At 55.3% G+C, this 25,123-nt stretch carries 23 protein-coding genes; 11 read left to right on the top strand and 12 right to left on the bottom strand.

What is annotated here, in order from left to right; genetic code table 11:
- Window positions 1-4: 4 nt before the first annotated feature.
- From RQ738_RS05925 to rpmH, 7 genes are all read right to left on the bottom strand, one after another.
- Entirely contained in the window at window positions 5-472 is a 468-nt protein-coding gene (locus RQ738_RS05925; RefSeq protein ID WP_314162797.1) for a DUF302 domain-containing protein, read from the bottom strand.
- A gap of 111 nt (window positions 473-583) precedes the next feature.
- Window positions 584-2,467 carry a tRNA uridine-5-carboxymethylaminomethyl(34) synthesis enzyme MnmG gene (gene mnmG / locus RQ738_RS05920; protein WP_314162796.1) on the bottom strand — a complete coding sequence of 628 codons (1,884 nt, stop codon included), beginning with the start codon at window positions 2,465-2,467 and terminating at the stop codon, window positions 584-586.
- 18 nt (window positions 2,468-2,485) lie between these two features.
- Window positions 2,486-3,832, bottom strand: coding sequence for a tRNA uridine-5-carboxymethylaminomethyl(34) synthesis GTPase MnmE (gene mnmE / locus RQ738_RS05915; protein WP_314162795.1), 1,347 nt, complete (start codon window positions 3,830-3,832; stop codon window positions 2,486-2,488).
- A 34-nt stretch (window positions 3,833-3,866) separates the two neighbouring features.
- Window positions 3,867-5,495 (bottom strand): membrane protein insertase YidC, encoded by a 1,629-nt coding sequence (gene yidC, locus RQ738_RS05910; RefSeq protein ID WP_314162794.1) that lies wholly within the window; start codon window positions 5,493-5,495, stop codon window positions 3,867-3,869.
- Window positions 5,496-5,498: 3 nt separating this feature from the next.
- Complete coding sequence (gene yidD / locus RQ738_RS05905; RefSeq protein WP_314162793.1) at window positions 5,499-5,732, bottom strand: membrane protein insertion efficiency factor YidD; 234 nt, start codon at window positions 5,730-5,732, stop codon at window positions 5,499-5,501.
- The gene (gene rnpA, locus RQ738_RS05900) at window positions 5,717-6,076 is read right to left on the bottom strand and encodes a ribonuclease P protein component (RefSeq protein WP_314162792.1); all 360 of its coding nucleotides are present in this window, start codon (window positions 6,074-6,076) and stop codon (window positions 5,717-5,719) included. The genes yidD and rnpA overlap by 16 nt, the downstream gene beginning before the upstream one ends.
- A gap of 60 nt (window positions 6,077-6,136) precedes the next feature.
- Window positions 6,137-6,271, bottom strand: a complete 135-nt coding sequence (rpmH, locus tag RQ738_RS05895; protein ID WP_126457169.1) for a 50S ribosomal protein L34 — start codon at window positions 6,269-6,271, stop codon at window positions 6,137-6,139.
- 208 nt (window positions 6,272-6,479) lie between these two features.
- Between rpmH and dnaA the strand changes: the two genes are divergently transcribed.
- The 4 genes from dnaA (at window position 6,480) to gyrB (ending at window position 12,728) form a co-directional block, all read left to right on the top strand.
- Complete coding sequence (gene dnaA, locus RQ738_RS05890) at window positions 6,480-7,823, top strand: chromosomal replication initiator protein DnaA (RefSeq protein ID WP_314162791.1); 1,344 nt, start codon at window positions 6,480-6,482, stop codon at window positions 7,821-7,823.
- A 229-nt stretch (window positions 7,824-8,052) separates the two neighbouring features.
- Window positions 8,053-9,159: a DNA polymerase III subunit beta gene (gene dnaN / locus RQ738_RS05885; RefSeq protein WP_314162789.1), complete on the top strand. Its 1,107-nt coding sequence runs from the start codon at window positions 8,053-8,055 to the stop codon at window positions 9,157-9,159.
- A gap of 40 nt (window positions 9,160-9,199) precedes the next feature.
- Window positions 9,200-10,285, top strand: coding sequence for a DNA replication/repair protein RecF (recF, locus tag RQ738_RS05880; RefSeq protein WP_314162788.1), 1,086 nt, complete (start codon window positions 9,200-9,202; stop codon window positions 10,283-10,285).
- Between the two features lie 28 nt (window positions 10,286-10,313).
- The gene (gene gyrB, locus RQ738_RS05875) at window positions 10,314-12,728 is read left to right on the top strand and encodes a DNA topoisomerase (ATP-hydrolyzing) subunit B (RefSeq protein ID WP_314162787.1); all 2,415 of its coding nucleotides are present in this window, start codon (window positions 10,314-10,316) and stop codon (window positions 12,726-12,728) included.
- A 9-nt stretch (window positions 12,729-12,737) separates the two neighbouring features.
- Here gyrB and RQ738_RS05870 read toward each other — a convergent pair whose 3' ends face one another.
- The 5 genes from RQ738_RS05870 to glyQ are packed head-to-tail and all read right to left on the bottom strand — an operon-like array spanning window position 12,738 to window position 17,356.
- On the bottom strand, window positions 12,738-13,442 hold the full coding sequence (locus RQ738_RS05870) for a lysophospholipid acyltransferase family protein (protein ID WP_314162786.1): 705 nt from the start codon (window positions 13,440-13,442) through the stop codon (window positions 12,738-12,740).
- 2 nt (window positions 13,443-13,444) lie between these two features.
- The gene (gmhB, locus tag RQ738_RS05865; RefSeq protein WP_314162785.1) at window positions 13,445-13,999 is read right to left on the bottom strand and encodes a D-glycero-beta-D-manno-heptose 1,7-bisphosphate 7-phosphatase; all 555 of its coding nucleotides are present in this window, start codon (window positions 13,997-13,999) and stop codon (window positions 13,445-13,447) included.
- A gap of 2 nt (window positions 14,000-14,001) precedes the next feature.
- Window positions 14,002-14,340: a nucleoside triphosphate pyrophosphohydrolase family protein gene (locus RQ738_RS05860; protein ID WP_314162784.1), complete on the bottom strand. Its 339-nt coding sequence runs from the start codon at window positions 14,338-14,340 to the stop codon at window positions 14,002-14,004.
- 17 nt (window positions 14,341-14,357) lie between these two features.
- Window positions 14,358-16,448: a glycine--tRNA ligase subunit beta gene (glyS, locus tag RQ738_RS05855; protein WP_314162783.1), complete on the bottom strand. Its 2,091-nt coding sequence runs from the start codon at window positions 16,446-16,448 to the stop codon at window positions 14,358-14,360.
- Window positions 16,445-17,356 carry a glycine--tRNA ligase subunit alpha gene (gene glyQ, locus RQ738_RS05850; RefSeq protein WP_314162782.1) on the bottom strand — a complete coding sequence of 304 codons (912 nt, stop codon included), beginning with the start codon at window positions 17,354-17,356 and terminating at the stop codon, window positions 16,445-16,447. The genes glyS and glyQ overlap by 4 nt, the downstream gene beginning before the upstream one ends.
- Before the next feature lie 162 nt (window positions 17,357-17,518).
- Here glyQ and RQ738_RS05845 point away from each other — a divergent pair, with 162 nt between their 5' ends.
- From RQ738_RS05845 to ntrC, 7 genes are all read left to right on the top strand, one after another.
- The gene (locus tag RQ738_RS05845; protein WP_314162781.1) at window positions 17,519-18,565 is read left to right on the top strand and encodes a tRNA (5-methylaminomethyl-2-thiouridylate)-methyltransferase; all 1,047 of its coding nucleotides are present in this window, start codon (window positions 17,519-17,521) and stop codon (window positions 18,563-18,565) included.
- Window positions 18,566-18,582: 17 nt separating this feature from the next.
- On the top strand, window positions 18,583-18,816 hold the full coding sequence (locus RQ738_RS05840; RefSeq protein WP_314162780.1) for a sulfurtransferase TusA family protein: 234 nt from the start codon (window positions 18,583-18,585) through the stop codon (window positions 18,814-18,816).
- Entirely contained in the window at window positions 18,816-19,982 is a 1,167-nt protein-coding gene (locus RQ738_RS05835) for a cation diffusion facilitator family transporter (protein WP_314162779.1), read from the top strand. The genes RQ738_RS05840 and RQ738_RS05835 overlap by 1 nt, the downstream gene beginning before the upstream one ends.
- Before the next feature lie 209 nt (window positions 19,983-20,191).
- Window positions 20,192-21,601: a glutamate--ammonia ligase gene (glnA, locus tag RQ738_RS05830; protein ID WP_314162778.1), complete on the top strand. Its 1,410-nt coding sequence runs from the start codon at window positions 20,192-20,194 to the stop codon at window positions 21,599-21,601.
- Window positions 21,602-21,740: 139 nt separating this feature from the next.
- On the top strand, window positions 21,741-22,283 hold the full coding sequence (locus RQ738_RS05825) for a DUF4124 domain-containing protein (protein WP_314162776.1): 543 nt from the start codon (window positions 21,741-21,743) through the stop codon (window positions 22,281-22,283).
- A gap of 208 nt (window positions 22,284-22,491) precedes the next feature.
- On the top strand, window positions 22,492-23,580 hold the full coding sequence (gene glnL / locus RQ738_RS05820; protein ID WP_314162775.1) for a nitrogen regulation protein NR(II): 1,089 nt from the start codon (window positions 22,492-22,494) through the stop codon (window positions 23,578-23,580).
- Complete coding sequence (gene ntrC, locus RQ738_RS05815; protein WP_314162774.1) at window positions 23,573-24,973, top strand: nitrogen regulation protein NR(I); 1,401 nt, start codon at window positions 23,573-23,575, stop codon at window positions 24,971-24,973. The genes glnL and ntrC overlap by 8 nt, the downstream gene beginning before the upstream one ends.
- The last annotated feature ends 150 nt before the right edge of the window (window positions 24,974-25,123 follow it).

The raw sequence follows: 25,123 nt of genomic DNA, 5'->3' as shown, positions 1-25,123 counted from the left end.
GTACTTACTTCTTGCTGGCGTCTGCCTGCGTGGCGACATCGCTCATTTTATCCAGGGCGCCGGTCATCTTCTTGACCACCTCTGCGCGATCCTCGATGCCGTGCCTGTCCGCCACATACTGCGGGTCGTTATAGGTCAACCAGACCTGGCCCTTTGCATCTTCCCAGGCCAGCGCCTTCAAGGGCAGGTCGATCCCGGCCGTCTGCTTACTCGTGAACATGTGTGAACCGAGTTTCGGGTTACCAAAGATCAGTAACTCGGTCGGCCGCAGGGGGATACCGACTTTCTTCGCGCCCTCATCGTGACTCCAGCGCGTGACGATAGTAATGCCCTTTTTCTTTAACACATTTTCCAGGCGATCAAGGGTTACCTTGACGCTATGCTGGCTCTTTTTGCTAACCAGACCCTGCTCATCCGCAACAACCAGGTTGCTCATCATTATCATGATGCCTAACAGTACGATCTTCTTCATGCTGAGTTCCTCTTTTTTCGTTTTACCTTCCATTAATCTTGCAGGCGCTTGATCACCAGGCGCCTGCTGCTCAATCTGTCTGACCGCATCGAGGGCAATGAGTTTCTTTACTTATGCCTGTCTGCGTTCACCTTTTTTCAGATGCACCAATAATAACGAAATCGCCGCCGGCGTCACTCCGGGAATTCGCGAGGCCTGGGCAATAGTTGTGGGCTGCTGCGCCGTGAATTTCTGTGCGATTTCGGTCGACAGACCCGTGACCTTGGCATAATCAAAGTCCTCGGGCAATGATCGGGTTTCGTTGCGACGCAGGCGCGCGATCTCATCGCGCTGGCGATCAATATAGCCGGCATACTTGGCCTGCACCTGCACCTGTTCCGCGACGACCTGATCGGCCACCGCCGGGCCTGCGCCGGGCAAGCTGGTGAGCAGGTCATAAGTCACCTCCGGACGCCGCAACAAGTCCATCAGGGATGCCTCGCGCGCAAGCGTCTGGCCGAGCACACGCAACATGTCGGTATCCGCTACGCTGGCAGGACGCAACCAGGTACTGCGCAGGCGCTGTTGTTCCTGTTCTACGGCCTCGCGCTTGGCCTCAAATGCACGCCAGCGTGCATCATCGACAAGACCCATCTCCCGACCGGCTGTGGTCAGACGCAGATCGGCATTGTCTTCGCGTAATAGCAGGCGATACTCGGCACGGCTGGTAAACATGCGATAGGGCTCGTTTGTGCCACAGGTAACAAGGTCATCAATGAGCACACCCAGGTAGGCCTCATCACGACGGGGTGTCCAGGGCGCCTGTTCGCGGGTCTGTCGGGCGGCGTTCAGGCCGGCAACCAGACCCTGCGCGGCGGCCTCTTCATAACCGGTGGTGCCGTTGATCTGGCCGGCAAAGAACAGGCCGTGGATATGCCGGGTTTCCAGTGACGGCTTCAGATCACGCGGATCAAAAAAATCATATTCAATCGCATATCCCGGGCGCGTGATATGGGCATTCTCGAATCCCTTGATAGAACGCACGAATTCATACTGGACATCAAACGGCAGACTGGTCGAAATGCCGTTCGGGTAAACCTCGTGCGTATTCAGGCCTTCGGGCTCGATAAAGATCTGGTGCGAATCCTTGTCGGCAAAACGCACAATCTTGTCTTCAATCGACGGGCAATAACGTGGCCCGATCCCTTCAATGACGCCGGTATACATTGGCGACCGGTGCAGACCGTTACGAATAAGATCGTGGGTCTGCACACTTGTATAGGTGATATGACAGGGTAACTGTTGCGGGTGTTCATCGACCGAACCCGTGAATGAGAACACCGGCGCGGGCGTATCGCCGTCCTGGCTGGCCAGGCCGGCATAATTGATTGTGCGGCCATCAATACGCGGCGGTGTACCGGTCTTCAGGCGTTCCACCCTGAACGGCAGGTCGCGCAGACGAGCAGACAGGGCATTGGCAGGCGGGTCACCGGCGCGACCGCCCTGGTAATTGGCCTCACCAATATGGATCCGGCCACCAAGGAAGGTCCCGACTGTCAGCACCACGGCGCGGCCGCCAAAACGCAGGCCCATTTGTGTGACAACGCCAGTGACCTGTTCACCCTCGACAATCAGGTCGTCCACCGCCTGCTGGAAAATCGACAGGTTCGGCTGGTTTTCCAGTGCCGTGCGCACGGCATTCTTGTAAAGCACCCGGTCGGCCTGCGCACGGGTCGCGCGCACGGCCGGGCCCTTGCTGGCATTCAGGGTGCGGAACTGGATGCCGCCCTGGTCGATGGCATGCGCCATCAGGCCGCCGAGGGCATCCACCTCTTTAACCAGATGGCCCTTGCCGATACCGCCGATAGCCGGGTTGCAGCTCATCTGCCCCAGCGTGTCGATGTTATGTGTCAGCAGCAGGGTGCGCGCGCCTGTGCGTGCCGCAGCCAGCGCCGCCTCGGTGCCGGCATGGCCGCCGCCGATCACAATTACATCAAATGTCTCGTGTACCTTCATCTAAATAGTATACCGACCTTACTTGCCTATACAGAAACTGCTAAAAATCGCGCCGAGCAGGTCATCGCTGCGGCATTCTCCGGTAATCTCACCCAGCGCCTGGTGGGCCTGGCGCAGGTCCTCGGCGAGCAGCTCCCCGGCCTGTGCCTGCGCCAGTTGCTGTTGGCCATGTTCCACCAGTTCACGGGCCCGGCGCAGGGCATCGAGATGGCGGCGGCGGGCACTAAACGTATCGGTCGTGGTTTCGCGATAGCCCGCGCAATCCTTTAGATGGGTCTTCAGGCTATCAATCCCAAGCCCGCCCCTGGCCGATATATAGCTATGCTCGCCCTGTTCATCCCTGAGCATCCCGGGGGCATGCCGGCTCAGGTCGATCTTGTTATGCACCATGGTTACCGGCAAGCCCTCCGGCAACTGCGCAAATAATCTCTTTGCCCCGGCTGTCATGCCTTCCTGGTCATCAACCACGAACAGGATTCGATCGGCTCTTTCTATCTCTTGCCAGGCGCGGCGAATGCCTTCCTGTTCGACAATATCACCGGCCTCGCGCAGACCGGCTGTATCAATAATCTGCAATGGCAGGCCGTCGATCTGGATCGTCTCACGCAGGATATCCCGCGTGGTACCGGGAATCTCGGTGACAATGGCGGTGTCACGCGCTGCCAGGGCATTCAAAAGGCTCGATTTGCCCGCGTTGGGCAGCCCGGCGATGACGAGCACAAGGCCCTCGCGCAACACACAACCCTGTTGGGCATTTGCCATCAGCGCTTGCAGCGAAGCAGACAACGCCTCTACATCGTGGTGCACCTTGTCGGCGGCGAGGAAGTCGATCTCTTCTTCGGGAAAGTCGATGGCTGCCTCAACATAAATGCGCAAGCGCAGCATCTCTTCCGCAAGCGCCTGCACCTGCCGGGAGAACTCGCCGTCGAGCGAGCGCAGGGCCGCGCGGGCCGCCTGGCTACTGCCGCTGTCGATCAGATCGGCAATCGCTTCAGCCTGGGCCAGATCGATGCGGTCATTCATGAAGGCGCGTTCGGAGAATTCACCGGGCCGGGCCGGGCGGGCGCCCAGTTGACACACCTCGGCGAGCAGCATATCCATGACCACGGGGCCACCGTGGCCCTGCAGTTCAAGGATATCTTCGCCGGTAAAGGAGTGTGGGGCGGGGAAATACAGGGCCACACCCTCGTCGATGCTCTGTTGCCGGACATCACGGAAATGCCGTAACACTGCCTTTCGCGGCGGCGGCAGGTCACCGAGCAGGGCCGTGGCAATCGTGGTCACACCCGGCCCGGAGACGCGGACGATACCGATGCCCCCGCGACCGGGTGGTGTCGCCAGGGCGGCTATGGTCTCGTTACTCATGCGCGCATCCCTTTGTCCCGGTCAATGCATGGCGTTAGCCGGCGATACGTTTTGTAATCACCCACTGCTGTGTAATCGAAAGCACGTTGTTTGTTACCCAGTACAGCACCAGGCCGGACGGGAAGAAGGCAAAGAACACCGTAAACACGACTGGCAACATCATCATGATCTTCGCCTGTACCGGGTCCAGTGGCGATGGATTCAGTTTCTGCTGAATCAGCATCGATGCACCCATGAGCAACGGCAGGATGTAATACGGGTCTTTGCTGGACAGATCATCCAGCCAGAGGATAAAGGGCGCCTGACGCATCTCGACGCTTTCCAGCAACACCCAGTACAAGGCGATAAAGACCGGGATCTGCACCAGGATAGGTAAACAACCACCAAGCGGGTTGATCTTCTCTTCCTGGTAGATCTTCATCATGGCCTTTTGCATGCCCTGCTTGTCATCGCCATAACGTTCTTTCAGGCCTTGCAGGCGTGGGTGCACTCGACGCAGGTTGGCCATCGACTTGTAGCTGGTCTCTGACAGTTTGTAGAACATCAACTTGATCAGGATCGTCAGGAGGATGATTGTCCAGCCCCAGTTGCCGACCACCGAATGAATCCATTTCATGACCCAGAAGATCGGTTCCGCGAGGATCGTCAGCCAACCGTAATCGACCGTCAGTTCCAGGTGCGGCGCGACTTCTGCCAGATGATCCTGCAGCTTCGGTCCGATATACGCACGCGTCTTGATGGTGCCATTACTACCAGGGGCAATGGCCGCCGTCGGCGTAATCATGCCGATGACATACTTATTGCCATCAGAAACCTTTGTATAGGCATGGTGGGTATCGTTCTTGTCACCGATCCAGGCGCCAACAAAGTAATGCTGGATCATGGCGACCCAGCCCTGTTCAATATCTTTCTTCAGCGTTTCGTCTTTCATGTCATCGAAAGTTATCTTCTCGTACGGCTTCTCCTGCGTCGAGATTACGCCACCAGTGTAGGTATAGAGGAAGCGTGACTGTTCAATACCGGTATCCTCGGTACGCTTGAACTGCCGGTACATACTGCCTTGCCAGGCCGTGGCGGAGTGATTAGCAACCCGGTATTCAAGATCAAAGTCGTAACGACCACGATAAAAGGTATACACCTTATCAACCACCAGGCCCCGCTCATTTCGCCACTGCAGGGTCACTTCAAGTTTGTCCTGACCTTCCTGGAGACGGTATTGATCGACCGGGCTGCTGTAGCGTGCCGCGTGATTCGGCGCGCCGTCACCCAAAAGGCCACTCTGGCTAATAAACAGGTTGGGCGAACCGTCATTCATTAACGGGAATGGCTGATCCGGCTGCCTGGCAGTCGTCGGGTAATTTAGAAGATAGGCCTTCTTGATATCGCCGCCCCGTGTATCAAGCTCGATGTCATAAACATCGGTATGCACCTTGATGCGTTTACTGCTGCTAACTGCCACATCCGGGGCGCTGGTCATGCGGCCCCCCGAGCTAGCAGGTGCCTGCGGTACGTCTCTCGCGGCGGCATCGCTGGTCTGTGTGCTATTCGTCTGGGCAGCGGTCGGTACCGTGGTGGCCTGGCCGTAATCTTTCTCCCATGCCTGCCACATCATAAACAAGACAAGGGCAAGGGCGGCATAAAGCATTGTGCGGAATGTATCCATCTTTTACTTCTTCTTTAACTCGTTTAATTCAGGGACCGGGTCCATACCGCCGGGGTGCCAGGGATGACAACGCAGGATACGGCGAATTGCAAGGTAAACGCCGCGCAAGCTGCCATGTCGTTCAATTGCGGTATGAGCATAACAGGAACAGGTCGGATAAAAACGACACTGCTGGCCGACCCACGGGCTGACGACCAGTTGGTAAAAACGAATCAGGCTAATCAGGATTCTTTGCATTGCTGGTCAAGAACCTTCCAGTGTTTGTGCAACGCGCTGTAAACGGTGTCGTTGCTGCTATTATCCACACCCTTGCGGGCCAGAACCACGATATCAAGTCCGGACAACAGAGCCTGATGGTGGCGAAAACTTTCTCGTATGAGTCGCTTGATGCGGTTTCGATCAGCCGCTAGACGTACATGTTTTTTAGCAATGGCCAATCCCAGGCGTGGATAAGTTTGCTGGTTAGGCACCGCCAGGACCGTGAACTCCGGGCTGCTGGACTTACAGGCCTGTTTAAAAACACGCTGATAGTCCGCAGGGCAGGTAAGCCGAAGGCGACGACTAAAGCCGGTCTCATTCACTCGCTTACATCTGCCTACAGGGCTGACGGCGGCCACGTGGTCGCCGTATCGGCACCTGTATCAGGCGCTCAGTACAGCGCGGCCCTTGGCGCGGCGTGCATTGATGATTTTGCGGCCGTTCTTGGTGGCCATGCGGGCACGGAAGCCATGGTTACGCTTGCGCTTCAGTGTGCTTGGCTGAAATGTTCTTTTCATGTCAGTGCCTGTCGGTATCTGTGTTTGGTCAAAAATCCCCAGGACCTTGTGGCCGAGGGCGGAAAAGCAGCGTAATGTACTGCCTGATGGCCTCGACTGTCAACTTTTTTACCTAAAATCAGCAACAAACACGACTGTGGATAACTTTGCCTCGCAGCGTTAAACTGCGGGCTTTACTCGAAGAATAATCAAGGGGAACCTCTCGTCCGTGTCCGCTCCACTGTGGCAAGACTGTCTGCATCTGCTCGAAGATGAACTCACCGCTGAACAGTTCAATACCTGGATCCGCCCCCTGCATGCGGTAGAGGATCACGATAGCCTGCGGCTGCTTGCCCCCAATCGCTTTGTGCTGGACTGGGTCAATGAGCAATTCCTGCCGCAAATCATTGATATTGCTAACCGTCTGGCAAATGGTGCCACTCCGGCGATTTTGCTCGAGATAGGCAGTCGCCGTGTTACTGACAAGGCAGCGACACGCTCGGAGCAGGCATTGGCCAGTAGCCGGCCGCGCGAGGATGCCTTGCCGCAACATTTTAACGCCCTGAACAAGTCCTTCACCTTTGACAACTTTGTTGAGGGCAAGTCCAATCAGCTGGCGCGCGCGGCCTCGACCCAGGTAGGGGAGAATTCCGGCGGCGCCTACAATCCATTACTTATTTATGGGGGTGTCGGTCTGGGCAAGACCCACCTCATGCACGCTGTCGGTAACCTGATCGTCAAGCATAATCCGAACGCGCGGGTCATGTACCTGCACTCCGAGCGTTTTGTTGCCGATATGGTCAAGGCACTGCAACACAATGCGATTAACGAATTCAAGCGTTATTACCGCAGCCTGGATGCCCTGCTGATCGATGATATCCAGTTTTTTGCCCGCAAAGAGCGTTCACAAGAAGAATTCTTTCATACATTCAATGCCTTGCTGGAAAGACAGATGCAGGTGATCATGACTTGTGATCGCTACCCGAAAGAGGTCAATGGCCTCGAGGAACGCCTGAAATCACGTTTTGGCTGGGGCCTGACCGTGGCTATCGAGCCACCTGAACTGGAGACCCGGGCCGCCATTCTCATGAGCAAGGCGGAACATGCCCAGGTAAACCTGCCCCGCGAAGTGGCCTTCTTCATTGCCAAGCGTATTCACTCCAATGTGCGGGAACTGGAGGGCGCTTTGCGCCGCGTAATCGCCAACGCACATTTCATGGGCAAGGCCATTACGGTTGATTTTGCCAAGGAATCCCTGAAAGACCTGCTCGCCATGCAGGAACGCCTGGTGAATATTGATAATATCCAGAAGACGGTGGCCGAGTATTACAAAATTCGCGTTGCGGATTTACACTCCAAGAGTCGCACACGTTCGATTACCCGGCCGCGGCAGATAGCTATGGCCCTGGCAAAGGAGCTCACCAGCCACAGCCTGCCGGAAATTGGTGACGCCTTCGGTGGTCGTGATCACACCACGGTTTTGCATGCCTGCCGAAAAGTGCTTGAATTGAAGGAATCAGATAACCGGATTAACGAGGATTATGCCAACCTGTTAAGAACCCTGTCGACATGATGTTGACAAGCTGTGTATAGCGCTGTGGATAACTTTGGGAACATACTTATCCACAATTCATACACAACTTATAAACTTGTGTACATAAGTTACTAACAAAGCTTGGTCGTTTATAACATACTGAAATATAAGTATAAAAAAGGGTTCTCCACAGATTGACGCCGGACTAATAACAATAATAATAAATATAATATATATACTATATTAATAACTAATCAGGATAAGAAATATGAATTTCACCATTCAACGCGAGGCCCTGTTAAAGCCCTTGCAAACCATATGCGGTGTTGTCGAACGTAGACAGACCCTGCCGATCCTGTCACATGTGTTAATTCAATGTGATGGCCAACAACTGACACTAACAGCCACCGATCTGGAAGTCGAAATGGTCGCCACCGCGGTTGTTGAATCAGCAGAGAATGGTGAAACTACCCTGCCAGCCAGGAAATTCATGGATATCTGCCGCACCTTACCCGAAGGGGCGAAGATCAGCTTATCGGTGGACGGTGAGCGTGCCACCCTGCGTGCGGGCAAAAGTCGTTTTACCTTATCAACCCTGCCTGCCGGTGATTTTCCGAATATCGAGGCTGTCGCGGACAGCCTCGGTTTTGTGATTCCACAGCAGGACCTGAAGTCTTTGATCGACCATACCGCGTTTGCCATGGCGCAGCAGGACGTGCGTTATTACCTGAATGGCCTGATGCTGGAGCTCGCAGAGGGCACTTTGCGAAGTGTTGCCACAGACGGGCATCGCCTGGCCATGTGCGAACACGCCTGCAACATCGAGGGTGGTAATGACCGCCAGATTATCTTGCCACGTAAGGGCGTAACCGAGCTTGGTCGTTTACTGGAAGACGATTCTGCTGTGGTCAGGGTCGAGGTCGGTAATAATCATATTCGTCTCAGTATCAATGACCTGATCTACACTTCAAAGCTGATTGATGGAAAATTCCCGGATTATCAAAGGGTTCTGCCAGATAAAACGGACAAATTACTTGTCGGTGAACGCGAATTACTGCGCAACGCGCTTTCGCGCGCTTCGATTCTCTCGAACGAAAAATACCGCGGTATCCGCCTGTTGCTGGATACCAATGCCTTGCGCATTGTTGCCAACAACCCGGAACAGGAAGAAGCCGAGGAAGAGATCGAGGTTGAGTACAATAATGACGCCCTCGAAATCGGCTTTAATGTCAATTATGTCATCGATGCCCTGAATGCCATCAGCACCGACAAAGTCCAGATTGCCTTCAGTGACGCAAACAGTAGTTGTTTAATCACCGCCGCTGGCGAAACCGCGGGTCAATGCAAATACGTTGTTATGCCCATGCGCCTCTAAACGTTTTTTTGTTTCACCTATCTACCAGGTTGTTGGCTAAATGACTATCGCACGCCTGGATATCCAGCATCTGCGCAACATCAGCCAGGCTCGCCTGGAGTTTGGCGAGCAATTCAATGTCATTGTGGGTGCCAATGCCAGCGGTAAAACCAGTCTACTTGAGGCTATATATCTTCTGGGCATGGGAAGGTCTTTTCGTACCAGCCGGGTCCAGCACGTTATCCAGGCCGGACAGGGCCAGTTTACGCTCAGCGCAAGGATTCGATCCGATAGTGGGGCGTTGATTACAGCCGGGATGGCGCAAGTCAGACAAGCCGGTAAACAGGGGCGAATCCTGCGTGTTGACGGGAAAAACGCCCGCAGCAGCGCCCAGCTAGCCGAGATTATCCCCCTTCAGCTCATTAACCAGCAAAGCTTCAATCTTATTGACGAAGGTCCCGTCTATCGCAGGAAGTTTCTCGACTGGGGGGTGTTTCACGTGGAACACGGTTTCTTTGCCAACTGGCAACATTACATGCGGGCCCTGAAGCAACGTAATGCGGCGCTTAAACAACGTCGTGTCGACACACGGGCCTGGGAAGCGGAAATGTCCGAGGCCGCAATACAGTTACATCGGATGCGCGAGACGTATGTTGACGCTCTGCGGCCGATCCTGCTGCAAAGCGTGCAGGAAATGCTCGATGTCGATGACATCAGCCTGGATTATCGTCCGGGTTGGGATACGCAGGAGCCTCTGGCCGCCATCTTGAGCCGCGACGTTGAACAGGACCGTCAACAGGGCTTTACCCGCTACGGGCCACAGCGTGCAGACCTGGTTTTCAAGCGCGGTACGGTCGCGGCCAAAGAGCGACTCTCGCGTGGCCAGCAAAAGCTCCTGGTCAGCGCGCTGGTTCTCGGCCAGGCCCGTCTGCTGGCACAAAGACAGGCGCGGCGCAGTACCGTGCTGATTGACGATATCACTGCTGAACTCGATGCAGAACACTGTGCACGCCTGATGTCTGCACTGGCCGGCACCGGGGCCCAGTTGCTCGTCACAGCTATCGAAGCGACCTCTGTGCCAGAGATGCCGGGAAGCGACAACAGAGTGTTCCACGTGGAACACGGAAGAATCAAAACAGTGGTATAATCGGACGCTTATCCATGGAGTAATGAAGATGCCTGAGGAAAAAACATACGACTCGTCGAATATCAAGGTTCTGAAGGGGCTGGATGCCGTACGCAAGCGCCCCGGCATGTATATCGGGGATACCGATGACGGGACGGGTCTGCACCATATGGTCTTTGAGGTCGTTGATAACTCCATTGATGAGGCGCTCGCCGGGCACTGCAGCGAGATCCGGGTGGTCATCCATGGCGATGATTCCGTTACAGTCTCAGACAATGGTCGCGGTATCCCCGTTGATATGCATGAAGAGGAGGGTATTCCGGCCGCGCAGGTGATTATGACTGTGCTGCATGCCGGCGGTAAATTTGACGATAACTCGTACAAGGTTTCCGGTGGACTGCATGGTGTCGGCGTCTCCGTGGTTAACGCGCTCTCCGATGAATTACGCCTGACCATTCGTCGCCATGGCAAGATTTACCAGCAAGATTATAAGCATGGTGATCCGGTTACGGGTCTCGAGGTGAATGGCGAGACGGAGACAACGGGTACGGAAGTGCATTTTAAGCCTAGCTCGGAGACCTTTACCAATATCGAGTTTCACTACGACATTCTCGCTAAGCGATTGAGAGAATTGAGCTTTTTGAACTCGGGTGTGCGTATCGTCCTGGTTGATGAACGTGATGGCAAGGAAAAGGTGTTCGAATATGAGGGTGGTATCCGGGCCTTTGTCGAGCACTTGAACCGGAAAAAGACCCCGCTGCACGACAACGTCTTTTATTTTGAGGTCGAGCGCGATGACATCATGGTCGAGGTGGCGATGCAGTGGAATGACTCCTACCAGGAGAATATCTTTTGTTTCACGAATAACATCCCCCAGCGCGATGGCGGCACCCACCTGTCCGGCTTCCGTTCATCCCTGACTCGCACCCTGAATCAATATATTGAGGGCGAGGCCAGCGCCAAAAAGGCCAAGGTCTCGACAACTGGTGATGATGCCCGTGAAGGGCTGACAGCAGTTTTATCGGTGAAGGTACCGGATCCGAAGTTCTCCTCGCAGACCAAGGAGAAGCTGGTGTCCTCCGAGGTAAAAGGCGTGGTCGAATCGACCATGAATGAAAAACTGGCTGAATTTCTCCAGGAACGCCCGGCGGATGCCAAGGCGATTGTAGGAAAAATCGTCGATGCGGCGCGGGCCCGCGAGGCGGCGCGCAAGGCGCGGGAAATGACCCGTCGTAAGGGCGCCCTGGATATCGCCGGCCTGCCGGGTAAGCTTGCCGATTGCCAGGAGAAAGACCCTGCACAATCTGAGTTATTTCTGGTCGAGGGTGACTCTGCCGGCGGATCCGCAAAACAGGGCCGCGACCGGCGAACCCAGGCTATCCTGCCCTTGAAGGGCAAGATCCTCAACGTCGAAAAAGCCAGGTTTGACAAGATGTTATCTTCCGTCGAGGTGGGTACGCTGATTACCGCGCTGGGTTGCGGGATCGGCAAGGATGAATACAATCCGGACAAACTGCGCTATCACCGCATTATCATCATGACCGATGCGGATGTTGACGGTTCACATATCCGCACCCTGCTGCTGACGTTTTTCTATCGGCAGATGCCCGAGCTCATTGAGCGCGGTTACATGTATATCGCGCAGCCACCGCTCTACAAAATGAAGAAGGGCAAGCAGGAACACTACCTGAAGGATGACGCCGAGCTGGATAATTACCTTGTCCGCGAGGCCCTTGACGGGGCCGGCCTGTATGTCACCGCTGACTCGCCGGCTATTCAGGGTCAGGGCCTAGAATCCCTGGTCAAGCAATACCTGGCAGTGATCGCAACAACCAGGCGACTGGGCAAACGCTATCATCTGGCGGCGTTGGAAAAGATGATTTATTTGCCTGCACTCGAGGCCGGCACCCTGCAGGATCAGGCCGGGTTTAACCAGTGGGCGAAAGGCCTCGTGGATCGACTGAATAGTGATGAAGATGGTTGTCGTTATCGCGCGTGTGCGGAACAGGACACAGATCATGGGGGCCTGCAGTTGCGGTTAACCATAACCAAACATGGCCTCGATAATGATGTTGTTTTCGGCAGCGATTTCTTTGGTTCCGGAGAATATGCAGCCATTGCTAAACTGTCGCACCAGCTCGATACGCTGATAGGCGAGGGTGCTTATGTCCAGCGCGGCGAACGGCATGAAGAGGTCAGCAGTTTTCGCCAGGCCGTGGCCTGGTTTATGAAAGAGGCCAAACGTGGGCAATCTATCCAGCGCTACAAGGGGCTGGGGGAAATGAATCCCGATCAGTTATGGGAAACCACCATGAATGCGGAGTCACGTCGCCTGATGCAGGTACGGATCGAGGATGCCGTGGCCGCCGATGACCTGTTTACAACCCTCATGGGTGATCAGGTTGAACCGCGCCGGGAGTTTATCGAACAGAACGCCCTCTCGGTCACCAACCTGGACGTTTAACCAATCATGCTAGAGGCGGGCGCGGGTCGTATTGATCCACTGCTCGGCTTCGGCGTTTATCTCGGCGGCCTTTCGGCCCTTGCTGGCTATAGGCTTGCCGATGACAATCCGGATAGTGCCGGGCTTTTTCAAAAAGCCGCGCTTTGGCCAGAATTCACCGGCATTGTGCGCAACCGGCAATACGGGGTAGCCACTCCTGGCTGCCAGCAGGGCGCCACCGACACCAAACTTTTTTGTCTGCCCCGGTGCCAGTCGCGTCCCTTCAGGAAAAACCACGATCCAGCGTCCGGCCCCAAGCCTGGACAGACCCTGATCGATGATCTGGTTTATGGCCTTGCGACCGGCGTTGCGGTCAATGGCAATGGGCTCGAGTACCGCCAGCGCCCAGCCGAAGAAGGGTATCCATAACAGCTCACGCTTCAGGACCCAGGCCTGCGGCGGAAAGATTTTGGTCAGGGCCAGGGTCTCCCAGGTCGATTCATGACGGGAGAAGATGATACCAGCCTGGTCCCGGGGAATATTTTCCAGACCCTCAACCTTGTAATCAATGCCGCAGGTCAGTTCCAGCCAACGCAGTACCGCGCGATGCCAGACACTCACCAGACGATAGCGTGGCCGGTAGGGGAGGAAATAACCCAGGGTACTGGGGATGGCATAGAACACCGTGATCAGGATCATGCCAGCGGAAAACAGCAGCGAGCGAAAAAGACGCATATTCAGGTGTCGTCTTGCAGGCTACCGGCCAGCAAGGCACTGGCGGCCTGCCGCAAATCACAAAAGACCGGAACGCCTTCGAGACCGACATTGTCGGCAAGCGTCTGACCACCCTTGCCGGTACGTACCAGTACCGGTTGTGCACCGACTGCCCGCGCGGCCTGCAGGTCACGTAAGCTGTCGCCGATCACGGGTACACTATCAAGCCTGACGTGCAGACGTTGGGCAATCTCCTCGAGCATGCCGGGCTCAGGCTTGCGGCAGGCACACTGGTCTTTCGGGCCGTGCGGACAGAAAAAGACAGCTTCAATGACCCCGCCATATTCACTGACCATGTTATACATCTTGTCGTGAATCGCGTTCAGGGTTTCGATGTCAAACAGCTTGCGTGCGATACCGGACTGATTGGTGAACACGACCACGCGCCAGCCGGCGTTTGTGAGCTGGGCAATGGCTTCAAGGCTGCCAGGCAGGGGTTGCCACTCATCTGGCGACTTGATGAAGTGGGCTGAGTCCTCGTTGATCACACCATCTCGATCGAGAATGACCAGTTGCATGACTAGTTCACATCCCGGAATTCGGATACGCGGATGCGGCCGTTTACCATCTTGGACTCACGCTGCATGATCTTCTCCATCTTCTTCCAGAATGCTGCATTCAGATCAAGGTCCGCGGCGATGGCCGTGCCCATGAGCAGGATAAACAGATCGGCACATTCCTCGGCTAACTGCTCGCGTGTTTTACCCTTGGTGACAGCAGATGAGATCTCGCCGAGTTCCTCGGCCATAAGGGCGACGCGATAAGTGAGGTCTTCACCGCCGCTGCCCTTGAAGTCGTGCTTGTCATGAAAGGCCTGAATGGCCTTCAGCATGTCGGCGTAAGAATCCGGGTTACTCATGAGGCTCTCCGTAATCGTTAACCTTGCAGGCGTGATAAATCGGCAATGCGCAGGAACAGGGTACGCAGGCTATTGAGCAAGGCCAGGCGGTTATCGCGTACCGCGGCATCATCGACCATGACCATGACGTTATCAAAGAAGGCATCCACGGGTTTGCGTAGCGCGGCCAGTTCGGTCAGCGCGGCAGTGTAATCACCGCGTTGCAACAGTGGTTCGACCTTGTCATGCATGAGCTTGATGTCACGGGCGAGGGTTATTTCACTGTCTTCGCATAGCAGGGAGGCATCGATCTGCGTCGGCCAGGTATCGCCAGCGGATTTTTTCAGGATGTTGGTAATCCGTGTATTCGCTGCCGACAGGCTTGCCGCTTCCTGAAGTTTGCGGAAGGCCGCCACGGCGCGTAAACGCTGGTCAAGTTCGCGCAGGCGACCTGGGCGCAGGCTCAACACCGCATCAATCTCGTCGGCGGCGAAGTCCTGGTTGGCATAATATACATGCAGGCGACCGAGGATGAAATCAAAGACCTCGGTGACCGTGGCTTCCGGAACGCTGAGTTTCGGTGCCAGCGACTGGTAATTATCCGCGGCCTCCCGGATCAGTTCACGGGCGTCCAGGTCGAGGTTGCACTCCATGCAAATACGCAGCACGCCAAGGGCGGCGCGACGCAAGGCATAAGGGTCCTTTTGACCGGTCGGCGGCTGGCCGATGGCGAACAGGCCCACCAGCGAATCGAGTTTGTCGGCGACGGAAACAGCCTGGCCAATGACATCGGCCGGCAGCCTGTCACCGGCAAAGCGCGGCAGGTAGTGATCCTCGATGGCCTGGGCAACGACCGGGTCTTCACCATCATTGCCCGCATAGTAACGGCCCATAATACCCTGCAGCTCAGGGAACTCGAAGACCATCTCCGTCAGCAGGTCACACTTGGCCAGTTCCGCTGCGCGCATGGCGTGGCGGGCGTTGGCGCCGAGCTGGGTGGCAATGCTTCCGGCCAGCGCGCTCATGCGCGCAACCTTGTCACCGAGTGTGCCGAGTTGCTTCTGGAAGACAACCGTGTACAGGCGTTTAGCGTGTTCTTCGAGTTTGTGCTTCTTGTCCTGTTGCCAGAAAAATTCAGCGTCGGAGAGGCGAGGCCGAATTACGCGTTCGTTACCCTTACGCACCTGGTCGATATCCTTGCTGTCGATATTGCTGACGGTAATGAAGCAGGGCATTAATGCACCCTTGTCATCAATAACATGGAAATATTTCTGGTGGCCTTTCATCGAGCTGATCAGGCACTCGGCAGGCACATCGAGGAAGCGCTCATCAAAGTTACCGAACACGGCAACCGGCCACTCCACCATCGAGGTGACTTCATCGAGCAGATCAGGGTCGATAACGGCCTTGCCACCATGCTGGATAGCGATCTCCTGAACCTGGGCCCGCACGGCCTCGCGACGATCGGCAAAATCAGCGATCACGTGACCCTGTGATTCGAGCAAGGGGGCATAGGCCCGAGCTTCGAACAGCGTCATGGCTGAAGGATGGTGGAAACGGTGGCCGCAGGTGGTGCGATCAGTTTTCACCCCGAGGATCTCGGTATCGATTACCTTGTCACCGAACAACAGCACAACCCAGTGTACGGGGCGAACAAACTCGGCCGAGCCGGCACCCCAGCGCATGCGTTTTGGAATCGGCAGGCCATCGAGTGATTTCTGCACAATAGCCGGAATCAGCTCTGCCGCAGGTTTGCCGGTTTCCTGGACGGTGTAGGCAAGCCAGGCACCCTTGTCGGTTTCCAGGTGATCGAGTTGTTCGACGTTCTCGACCCCGCAGGACCTGGCAAAGCCTTCGGCCGCCCTGGTTGGGCAACCATCATCGTCAAAGGCGGCGGTTAAAGCCGGGCCTCGACGCTGGCTTTCCCGGTCAGCCTGTTTTTCTTCCAGCTCCTCGACCAGCAGAGCCAGGCGACGTGGTGCGGCGTATTCCCTGGCGGCGGTGAAGCCCAGGCCGGCCTCTTCGAGTCCGGCCCTGACGCCGGCCAGAAAGGCCGCAGAGAGTTTTTGCAGGGCCTTCGGCGGCAGTTCCTCGGTACCGATTTCAATCAACAGGTCATGCGTTTTCATGCCTTCACCCCCTTGCACATCGGGAAGCCAAGGGCTTCGCGGGCGCTATGATAGGCCTCGGCGACGGCGCGCGAGAGGCTGCGCACGCGCAGGATATAGGCCTGGCGCTCGGTGACCGAGATCGCGTGACGGGCATCAAGCAGGTTGAACGTATGCGATGCCTTCAGGACCTGCTCGTAGGCGGGCAGCGGCAGGCCGGCCTCGATCAGATGCTGACTTTCGCGCTCGCAGGTATCAAACCAGCCAAACAGGGACTCGACGTCGGCGTGCTCGAAGTTGTATGTCGACATCTCGATCTCGTTCTGGAGGAAGACATCACCGTAAGTGATGATGCCGTGTTCACTCTTTGACCAGACGAGGTCAAAAACGCTGTCCACACCCTGAATATACATGGCCAGGCGCTCGAGGCCGTAGGTGATTTCGCCGGTAACGGGCCGGCACTCAAGGCCGCCGACCTGCTGGAAATAGGTAAACTGGGTCACTTCCATGCCGTTCAGCCAGACTTCCCAGCCCAGGCCCCAGGCGCCGAGGGTCGGCGACTCCCAGTTGTCCTCGACAAAGCGGATATCGTGCACCAGCGGGTCGAAACCAAGCAGGCGCAGGGAGTCGAGGTACAGCTCCTGGATGTTGTCGGGCGAGGGCTTCAGCGCGACCTGGAACTGGTAATAATGCTGCAGACGGTTCGGGTTTTCACCGTAACGGCCATCAGTGGGGCGACGCGAGGGCTGCACATAGGCCGCCCGCCAGGGCTCCGGGCCGATGGCGCGCAAGAATGTCGCCGGGTGGAAGGTGCCGGCACCGACCTCCATATCATAGGGCTGCAGCACGGCACAGCCGTGATCGGCCCAGAAGGCCTGTAGTCCCGCGATGAGGGCGTGAAAGGTCGAAAAATCTGTGTTGGTAGTCATGGCGTTGTAATTTTTTGCCTGATATTCCTTGATAAGCGCGTCAGTATACCGCGCGTGGGCGCAGAGTTGTATGCGATGGGCACCTTTTATATATAGAGGCTATTACTCACAGTCGTGTTGCCTCTGCTATAATAACTGCCCTTTCTACCGTATCTAGCCAGTATGACTTCAACAAAACGTAAAGCCGTCGCCCTCATTTCCGGAGGCCTGGATTCCCTGCTTGCCGCCAGGGTAGTCATGGAACAGGGCATCCACGTCGAGGGTATTAACTTCTACACGGGTTTTTGTGTCGAGGGGCATACGCATGCCATTCGTAAAAAAGACCGCGCCAAACCGAAGCGCAACAATGCCCTCTGGGTAGCCGAACAACTGGGCATGAAGCTGCACATCGTTGATGTGATCGAAGAATACAAAGATGTTGTCATTAACCCGAAGCACGGTTACGGCGCAAACATGAATCCCTGTCTGGACTGCAAGGGCTTCATGGTTCGCAAGGCGCACGAGTGGATCGAACAGAATGGTTTCGACTTTATTATTACCGGTGAAGTCATCGGCCAGCGGCCGATGTCGCAACGCAAGGAGACCATGCCCGTCATCGCCAGGGAATCCGGTGCCGGCGATCTGTTGCTGCGCCCGCTATGTGCAAAACTCTTGCCGCCGACCAAAGCGGAAACCGAAGGCTGGATAGACCGCGAGCAGCTACTTGATTTCAGCGGGCGTACCCGAAAGCCGCAAATGGCGCTGGCCGAAAAATACGGCTTTAGCGAATATGCGCAGCCGGCGGGCGGTTGTTGCTTTCTGACCGATGCGCAGTACTCGAAAAAGTTTGCCGATTTGTGGGAGTCGCGCGGCGAGCGCGATTACGAACTTGATGACATTATGATGCTCAAGGTGGGACGGCATATTCGTCCGCGTCCACAGTTCAAGTTGATCGTCGGTCGTGAAGAAGGTGAAAATAATTTTCTCTCCGGTTATCGCAAAACCTACGCAAATCTGAAAACCACCAGCCATGCCGGGCCGCTGGTATTGCTCGACGGTGAGTTAACGGATGAGGATATCGAACTCGCCGCGCGTATCGCTGCGCGTTACGGGCAGGGTCGCGAGGCCGGGACGGTGACGCTTGAATACACCGGCAAGGAAGGCGTGGCAAAGATACTTGAGGTAACGCCCATGCCACCGGGCGATATCCCGCCGGCATGGTATATATAAGGTAATAACAGGCTAAAATGACCCATTACAGACTCGATGCTCATCGCCTGATGTGCCCGATGCCGGTGATCCGCACACAGGATCGTGTTGCCGAACTGAACCCCGGTGACACGCTGGAAGTACTTTGCACCGACCCGGGGGCGCTGAATGATATCCCGGCCTGGTGCCGTATCAATGGCCATGAAGTAATCGAAACAAAAGAAACAAAACATGAAGTCAGCATAACGGTGCGTGTTGGAGAACCGACATAATGGCCCACACCCATAGCAAAGGCATGAGCCCGCAGGACCTGCGCTATAAAGAAGTGCGCAAGGTCACGCTCATCGGCAGCGCGGTGGATTTGCTCCTGGGCATCGCGAAGATGGTTGTGGGGGGTATTGCGCATTCACAGGCATTGATCGCCGATGGCGTGCATTCACTGTCCGACCTGGCGACTGACTTTATGGTTTTGTTCGCTGCCAAGCATGCCAGTCGTGATGCCGATGAAGATCACCCTTACGGGCATGGGCGGATTGAAACCGCCATGACCGTAGCACTGGGCGCGGCACTGATACTCGTTTCCGTCGGTATTGCCTGGGATGCCGTAGAACGCCTGTTTGCACCGGAGACCCTGTTACATCCGGGCTGGCTGGCACTGGTCGTGGCGGCAATCTCGGTCGTGGCAAAAGAGGTCATCTACCATTACACCATGCATGTGGCCCACAAACTGCGCTCCCGCATGTTGCGCGCGAATGCCTGGCACAGTCGTAGCGATGCAATCTCCTCGGTGATTGTGTTTGTTGGTGTGCTCGGGGCGATGTCGGGTCTGGATTATCTGGACGCCATTGCGGCCATCGGTGTGGCCTTGATGATCGCCCGGATCGGCCAGGAACTTGCCTGGCACAGTATCCGGGAATTGATAGATACGGGTCTGGATGAAGAACGCATTGTGAAGATTCGCGAAACCATCAAGAATGTTGACGGCGTTGTGGCTTTGCATATGCTGCGCTCCCGGCGAATGGGGCCCGATGCCTTCGTTGATGTGCACATCCAGGTGCAGCCGAAACTCAGCGTGTCGGAAGGCCACCAGATCAGCGAAATGGTCCGTCGCCAGCTAATTGATGATATTGAGGAAGTCAGCGATGTGATGGTGCATATCGACCCGGAAGACGATGAATTTGCGATGGACTGTTGCGATCTGCCTGACAGGAGGCAGATAATAGCCCGCTTGCAGCAATACTGGGCCGGTATCCCGGAAGCAAAAGAAATTAATAGTTATAACCTGCATTACCTGAACGGCAAGATTCACGTCGAGGCAAAGCTGCCGCTGGCCGTGGTCAGCGATAGCAGGCAGGCTACGGAATTAGGCGAGCGCCTGCAGCGCGCCACTCGCGATGATGATGAAATCGCGGAAGTAGCCATATGTTTCACAGGCTAAAATGCACCATATTAGTGCGCCGTTAATGTATGCGCACCACAATGGAGCAAACAGTATTTATTTAACGAAGTCTACTCTCAATATTTATAACAGATTCAATATATTAGTAAGTGGCATGGTTCATGCACTAAAGTGATACCAAGTTTGTGGCGTCGCCAGGGCGACTAACAGAAAATTCAGGACAATCGGCTGATTTCGGAGGAAACAAAATGTCCGTAGCAAAAGTTAACAAGATGATGAAAGACAACGATGTCGCATTTGTCGATATGCGTTTTACCGACACACGCGGCAAGGAGCAGCACGTCAGTTTGCCTGCCTCACAAGTCGATGCGGGCTTCTTTAAAGAAGGCAAGATGTTTGACGGCTCATCGATTGCCGGCTGGAAGGGCATTAACGAATCAGACATGATCCTGATGCCGGATACGACTACCGCCTACATGGACCCGTTCATGGATGAGCCAACCATGATCATCCGCTGCGATATCCTCGAGCCGGATACCATGCAGGGTTACGAGCGTGACCCGCGTTCCATCGCCAAGCGCGCCGAGGCATACCTGGCCTCAACCAAGGTAGGGGATGTTGCCTACTTCGGTCCGGAAAACGAATTCTTTATTTTTGATGATGTCCGCTGGGGCGCCGACATGAGCGGTTCCTTCTGCAAGATTGATTCTGAAGAAGCCGAGTGGAACTCCGAGCGAGTTTACGAAGACGGTAACATCGGTCATCGGCCAACAATGAAGGGCGGGTATTTTCCTGTTCCTCCAGTGGATTCACTGCAGGACATGCGTTCTGCCATGTGTCTGGCCCTGGAAGATGTGGGGCAGACCGTTGAGGTCCATCACCACGAAGTAGCGACCGCCGGGCAGTGTGAAATCGGTGTCGGCTTCAACTCGCTGGTTGCCAAGGCTGATGAAGTCCAGGTCCTCAAGTACGTCATCCAGAATGTTGCGCATGCTTATGGCAAGACAGCGACCTTCATGCCGAAGCCCCTGGTTGGTGATAACGGCAGCGGGATGCATGTGCACATGTCTATCGCCAAGGCCGGCAAGAACCTGTTTACCGGTAACAAGTACGGCGGCCTGTCGGATATCGCCCTGTATTACATCGGCGGCATCATCAAGCATGCCAAGGCCCTGAACGCCTTTACCAATGCCTCGACCAATTCATACAAGCGCCTGGTGCCAGGCTTCGAGGCTCCGGTTATGCTGGCCTATTCAGCCCGTAACCGCTCTGCTTCTATACGCATCCCGTTTGTGACTAACCCGAAAGGTCGCCGTATCGAAGTTCGATTCCCCGATTCAACCGCCAACCCTTACCTGGCCTTCTCGGCCATGTTGATGGCCGGCCTTGACGGTATCCAGAACAAGATCCACCCGGGTGATGCCATGGACAAGGACCTCTATGATTTACCGGCGGAGGAAGAAGCCTTGATCCCGCAGGTTTGTCACTCTTTTGATCAGGCCCTTGAGGCCCTCGATGAAGACCGTGCCTTCCTCAAGGCAGGCGGAGTATTTACCGATGATGTGATCGATGGTTACATTGCCCTGAAGATGGATGAAGTGACACGTTTGCGGATGACGACGCACCCGGTAGAGTTCGATATGTACTACAGCCTGTAAGCCTGGTTGCCAGGCAAACTGAAAACGCCTCCCTATTGGGAGGCGTTTTTTTGGCACAAGCAATGCGGCAATATTATAAGAAGAATAATTGAGTCCAGGGGCATACTTGGCTATGCTCAGAGCTCAGGAGGGAACCATTATGCGCAAGCTTGTAGTCATGACGGCGTTATTCATATGTAGCGTGCCAGCGATGGCGGAAGTGTATAAATGTGAAGCCGCGGATGGCAATATTACCTATACCGATGCACCCTGTGAGCAAGGTGAACGATTAAAGCTGCCGCCGGCACAGACCTATACGCCCGGGCCGATACCGACCCTCTCATTACCAGCGGATAAAAAAGACAACAAAAAGAATAATGGCTATGACAGTCTCGAGATCACCGCGCCGGAGAATGACAGTGTCATCAGGGACAATACCGGGGCGGTCAAGATAAGCTATAAGCTGAAGCCTGCTCTCAAATCCGCACTTGGCCACAGGTTTGCTGTGGCGATTAATGGCACCCGAATGAAGACCAAGGGCACCAGCAACCAGATCCAGCTTAGCGACATTGACCGGGGTACGCATAGCGTACAAATCCACGTCGTCGATGACGAGGACAAGACCCTGATTTCCTCAGAACCGGTCACCTTTCACATGAAGCAGCACAGCATCCTGCATAAATCCCCAATGAGTGCCCCCTAACGGGCACCTATGCACTATAATAGTGCATAGGTGGCTGCGTTCAGGTGCAGTAAACAGGCACCACCAGGCCGAAATTAGCGGTAAATAAGATACGTTCAGCAATGAGTGTTTATCTTGTTGTTTTTGCGCGCTTATTTCAGGCGGGAAAAGAAGAAAAAAAATACCCATTCAGCCAAGAAATGGTTCAGGAATTGCACAAGAGTTAGGCATGAAGATCAGGCAAAAGCACCTGCCCGAACTGGGCAGCCTTATTTTTGAACACATGAGCACGGCAATCCTGGTGTTTGATGCCGACCTGCGTCTGACATACCTGAACCCCGCAGCGGAGATGCTGTTTGCGGTCAGTGCGAGACAGGTAGTGGGAAGCACAGCCCAGGACCTGCTGCCCGCCGAACCGACCTTTCATGAACACCTGCGCAAGGCCATCCGCACCGGACAAGGCATGACTGAGCGTGAACTGGCCTTGATGCTGAATAGTGAAAAAAAGATTACGGTGGATTGTACTGTTACTTCAATCAGAAGCGCAGCCGGGGCTGAACTGGCATTGGTCGAAATCATGCAAGTAGACCATCACCTGCGCATTTCACGCGAGGAAAGACTCCAGGCACAGAATATCGCTACACGGGCCCTCGTGCGCGGTTTTGCGCACGAGGTAAAAAACCCCCTGGGCGGTCTGCGCGGGGCGGCACAACTGCTCGAATGTGAACTGGCCGATGAGTCATTGAAGGAATATACGCAAATTATTATCAGTGAAGCCGATCGTCTGCAAAAGCTGGTAGATGAAATGCTCGGCCCAAATCGGTTGCCGAAGAAAACACTCATCAATATCCACGAGGTTCTGGAACGTGTGCGCAGCCTGGTGCTGGCCGAAGTACCGGACGGCGTACAGATAAGGCGTAATTACGACCCCAGTATTCCGGAGTTTGTGGCTGACCGTGATCAATTACTGCAGGCAGTATTAAACATAGTTCAGAATGCCATCCAGGCGCTGGAAGGAAATGGCACCATAGAATTGAAAAGCCGCATTGAAAGGCAATTTACAATCGGCAACGTCAGGCATCGTCACGTGTTACGAATTGATATCAAGGACAATGGCCCGGGAATTCCCGAAGACATGCAACAGAAGATTTTTTTCCCGATGGTTACCAGCCGGGCGGAAGGTACCGGGGTGGGACTGTCAATCGCACAGTCACTAATAAGTCGCCATGATGGCTTGATTGAGTGTAGCAGCAGTGAAAAGGGTACGAAGTTTACGATACTGCTGCCGCTGGAAACGGAGATGAAAGACGATGGCTAAGGAAAAGATATGGATCATCGATGATGATCGCTCAATTCGCTGGGTGCTGGAAAAGGCGCTGGCAAAGGCTGATATGGATGTTGTTAGTTATGAGAATGCGAACCGGATCATGGCACGACTGGCAGAGGCAAAGCCCGATGCAATTGTTACCGATATACGCATGCCGGGCATTAACGGTCTTGAACTACTGAATGAGATAAATACCACCTATCCCGATTTGCCAGTCATCATCATGACGGCGCATTCGGATCTGGATAGTGCTGTCTCGGCCTATCAGGGCGGTGCCTTTGAGTACCTGCCGAAACCATTTGATATCGATGAGGCGGTGGATATGGTCAGGCGCGCCGTAGACCTTCAGCGTAGCCAGCAGAAAGTGGTCATGGAAGACGAGATCACAAAAACCGAGATTATTGGTGAAGCACCTGCCATGCAGGAGGTGTTTCGCGCCATAGGCCGCCTCGCCCGATCTAATATTACCGTGTTGATTAATGGTGAATCAGGCACGGGCAAGGAGCTCGTGGCGCATGCCCTGCATCGGCATAGTCCGCGTGCCGACAAACCGTTTATCGCGATCAACACCGCGGCGATACCGAGAGACCTGCTGGAGTCTGAATTGTTCGGCCACGAAAAGGGCGCGTTTACCGGCGCCCAGACCCGGCATCACGGGCGTTTCGAGCAGGCTGACGGCGGCACGCTGTTTCTGGATGAGATCGGCGACATGCCTGCAGAGCTGCAAACGCGCTTGTTGCGGGTGCTGGCAGAGGGCGAGTTTTACCGGGTTGGTGGCCACACGGCCATTAAGGTCGATGTGCGGATCATTGCCGCCACCCATCAGGACCTGGAAAAACTGGTCAAGGAAGGCCGTTTTCGCGAGGATTTATTCCATCGCCTGAATGTAATTCGAATCCATGTCCCGGCCTTGCGTGAAAGACGTGAGGATATTCCGGCCTTGATGCGGCACTTCCTCGGCCGGGCCGCCAAGGAACTGAAGGTTGAGGTAAAGCGCCTCTCGCCTGATGCCGAGAAATACCTGTGCCAGATTGACTGGCCAGGGAATGTTCGACAACTGGAAAACCTTTGTCGCTGGCTGACGGTGATGGCCGCCGGCCAGGAAATCCTGCTGGATGATTTGCCACCCGAGCTCAATCAGTCAGAGCAGGAGATCGGCACGGATGAGAATTGGCAAAAGTCACTGGAGCGCTGGGCGGATCAACGCCTGGTGACCGGTGAGAGCGCCATTCTGGAGACAGCCGTGCCGGACTTTGAAAGGATTATGATCCGGACGGCACTACGCCATACCGGCGGCCGCCGGCAGGATGCCGCCAAGCTGCTGGGCTGGGGGCGAAACACCCTGACGCGCAAGATCAAGGAACTCGGTATGGAACTCAATTGAAAAAATTGATGATTTATAGAAAGTCATTTACCGCAAAGGTCGCGAAGTGGCGCAAAGTATTCGATATTAAGATTGGCTCTTCCCCAGATGTGGTGGGTAAGATTTACCGTATAACACCATCAGGATAAAGATCCAGTCCGCCAAGGTGAA

The organism is Sulfuriflexus sp., assembly GCF_032250955.1.
In the GTDB taxonomy this organism is placed as follows: domain Bacteria; phylum Pseudomonadota; class Gammaproteobacteria; order AKS1; family AKS1; genus Sulfuriflexus.
This window is presented reverse-complemented; position numbering and strand designations above follow the sequence as displayed.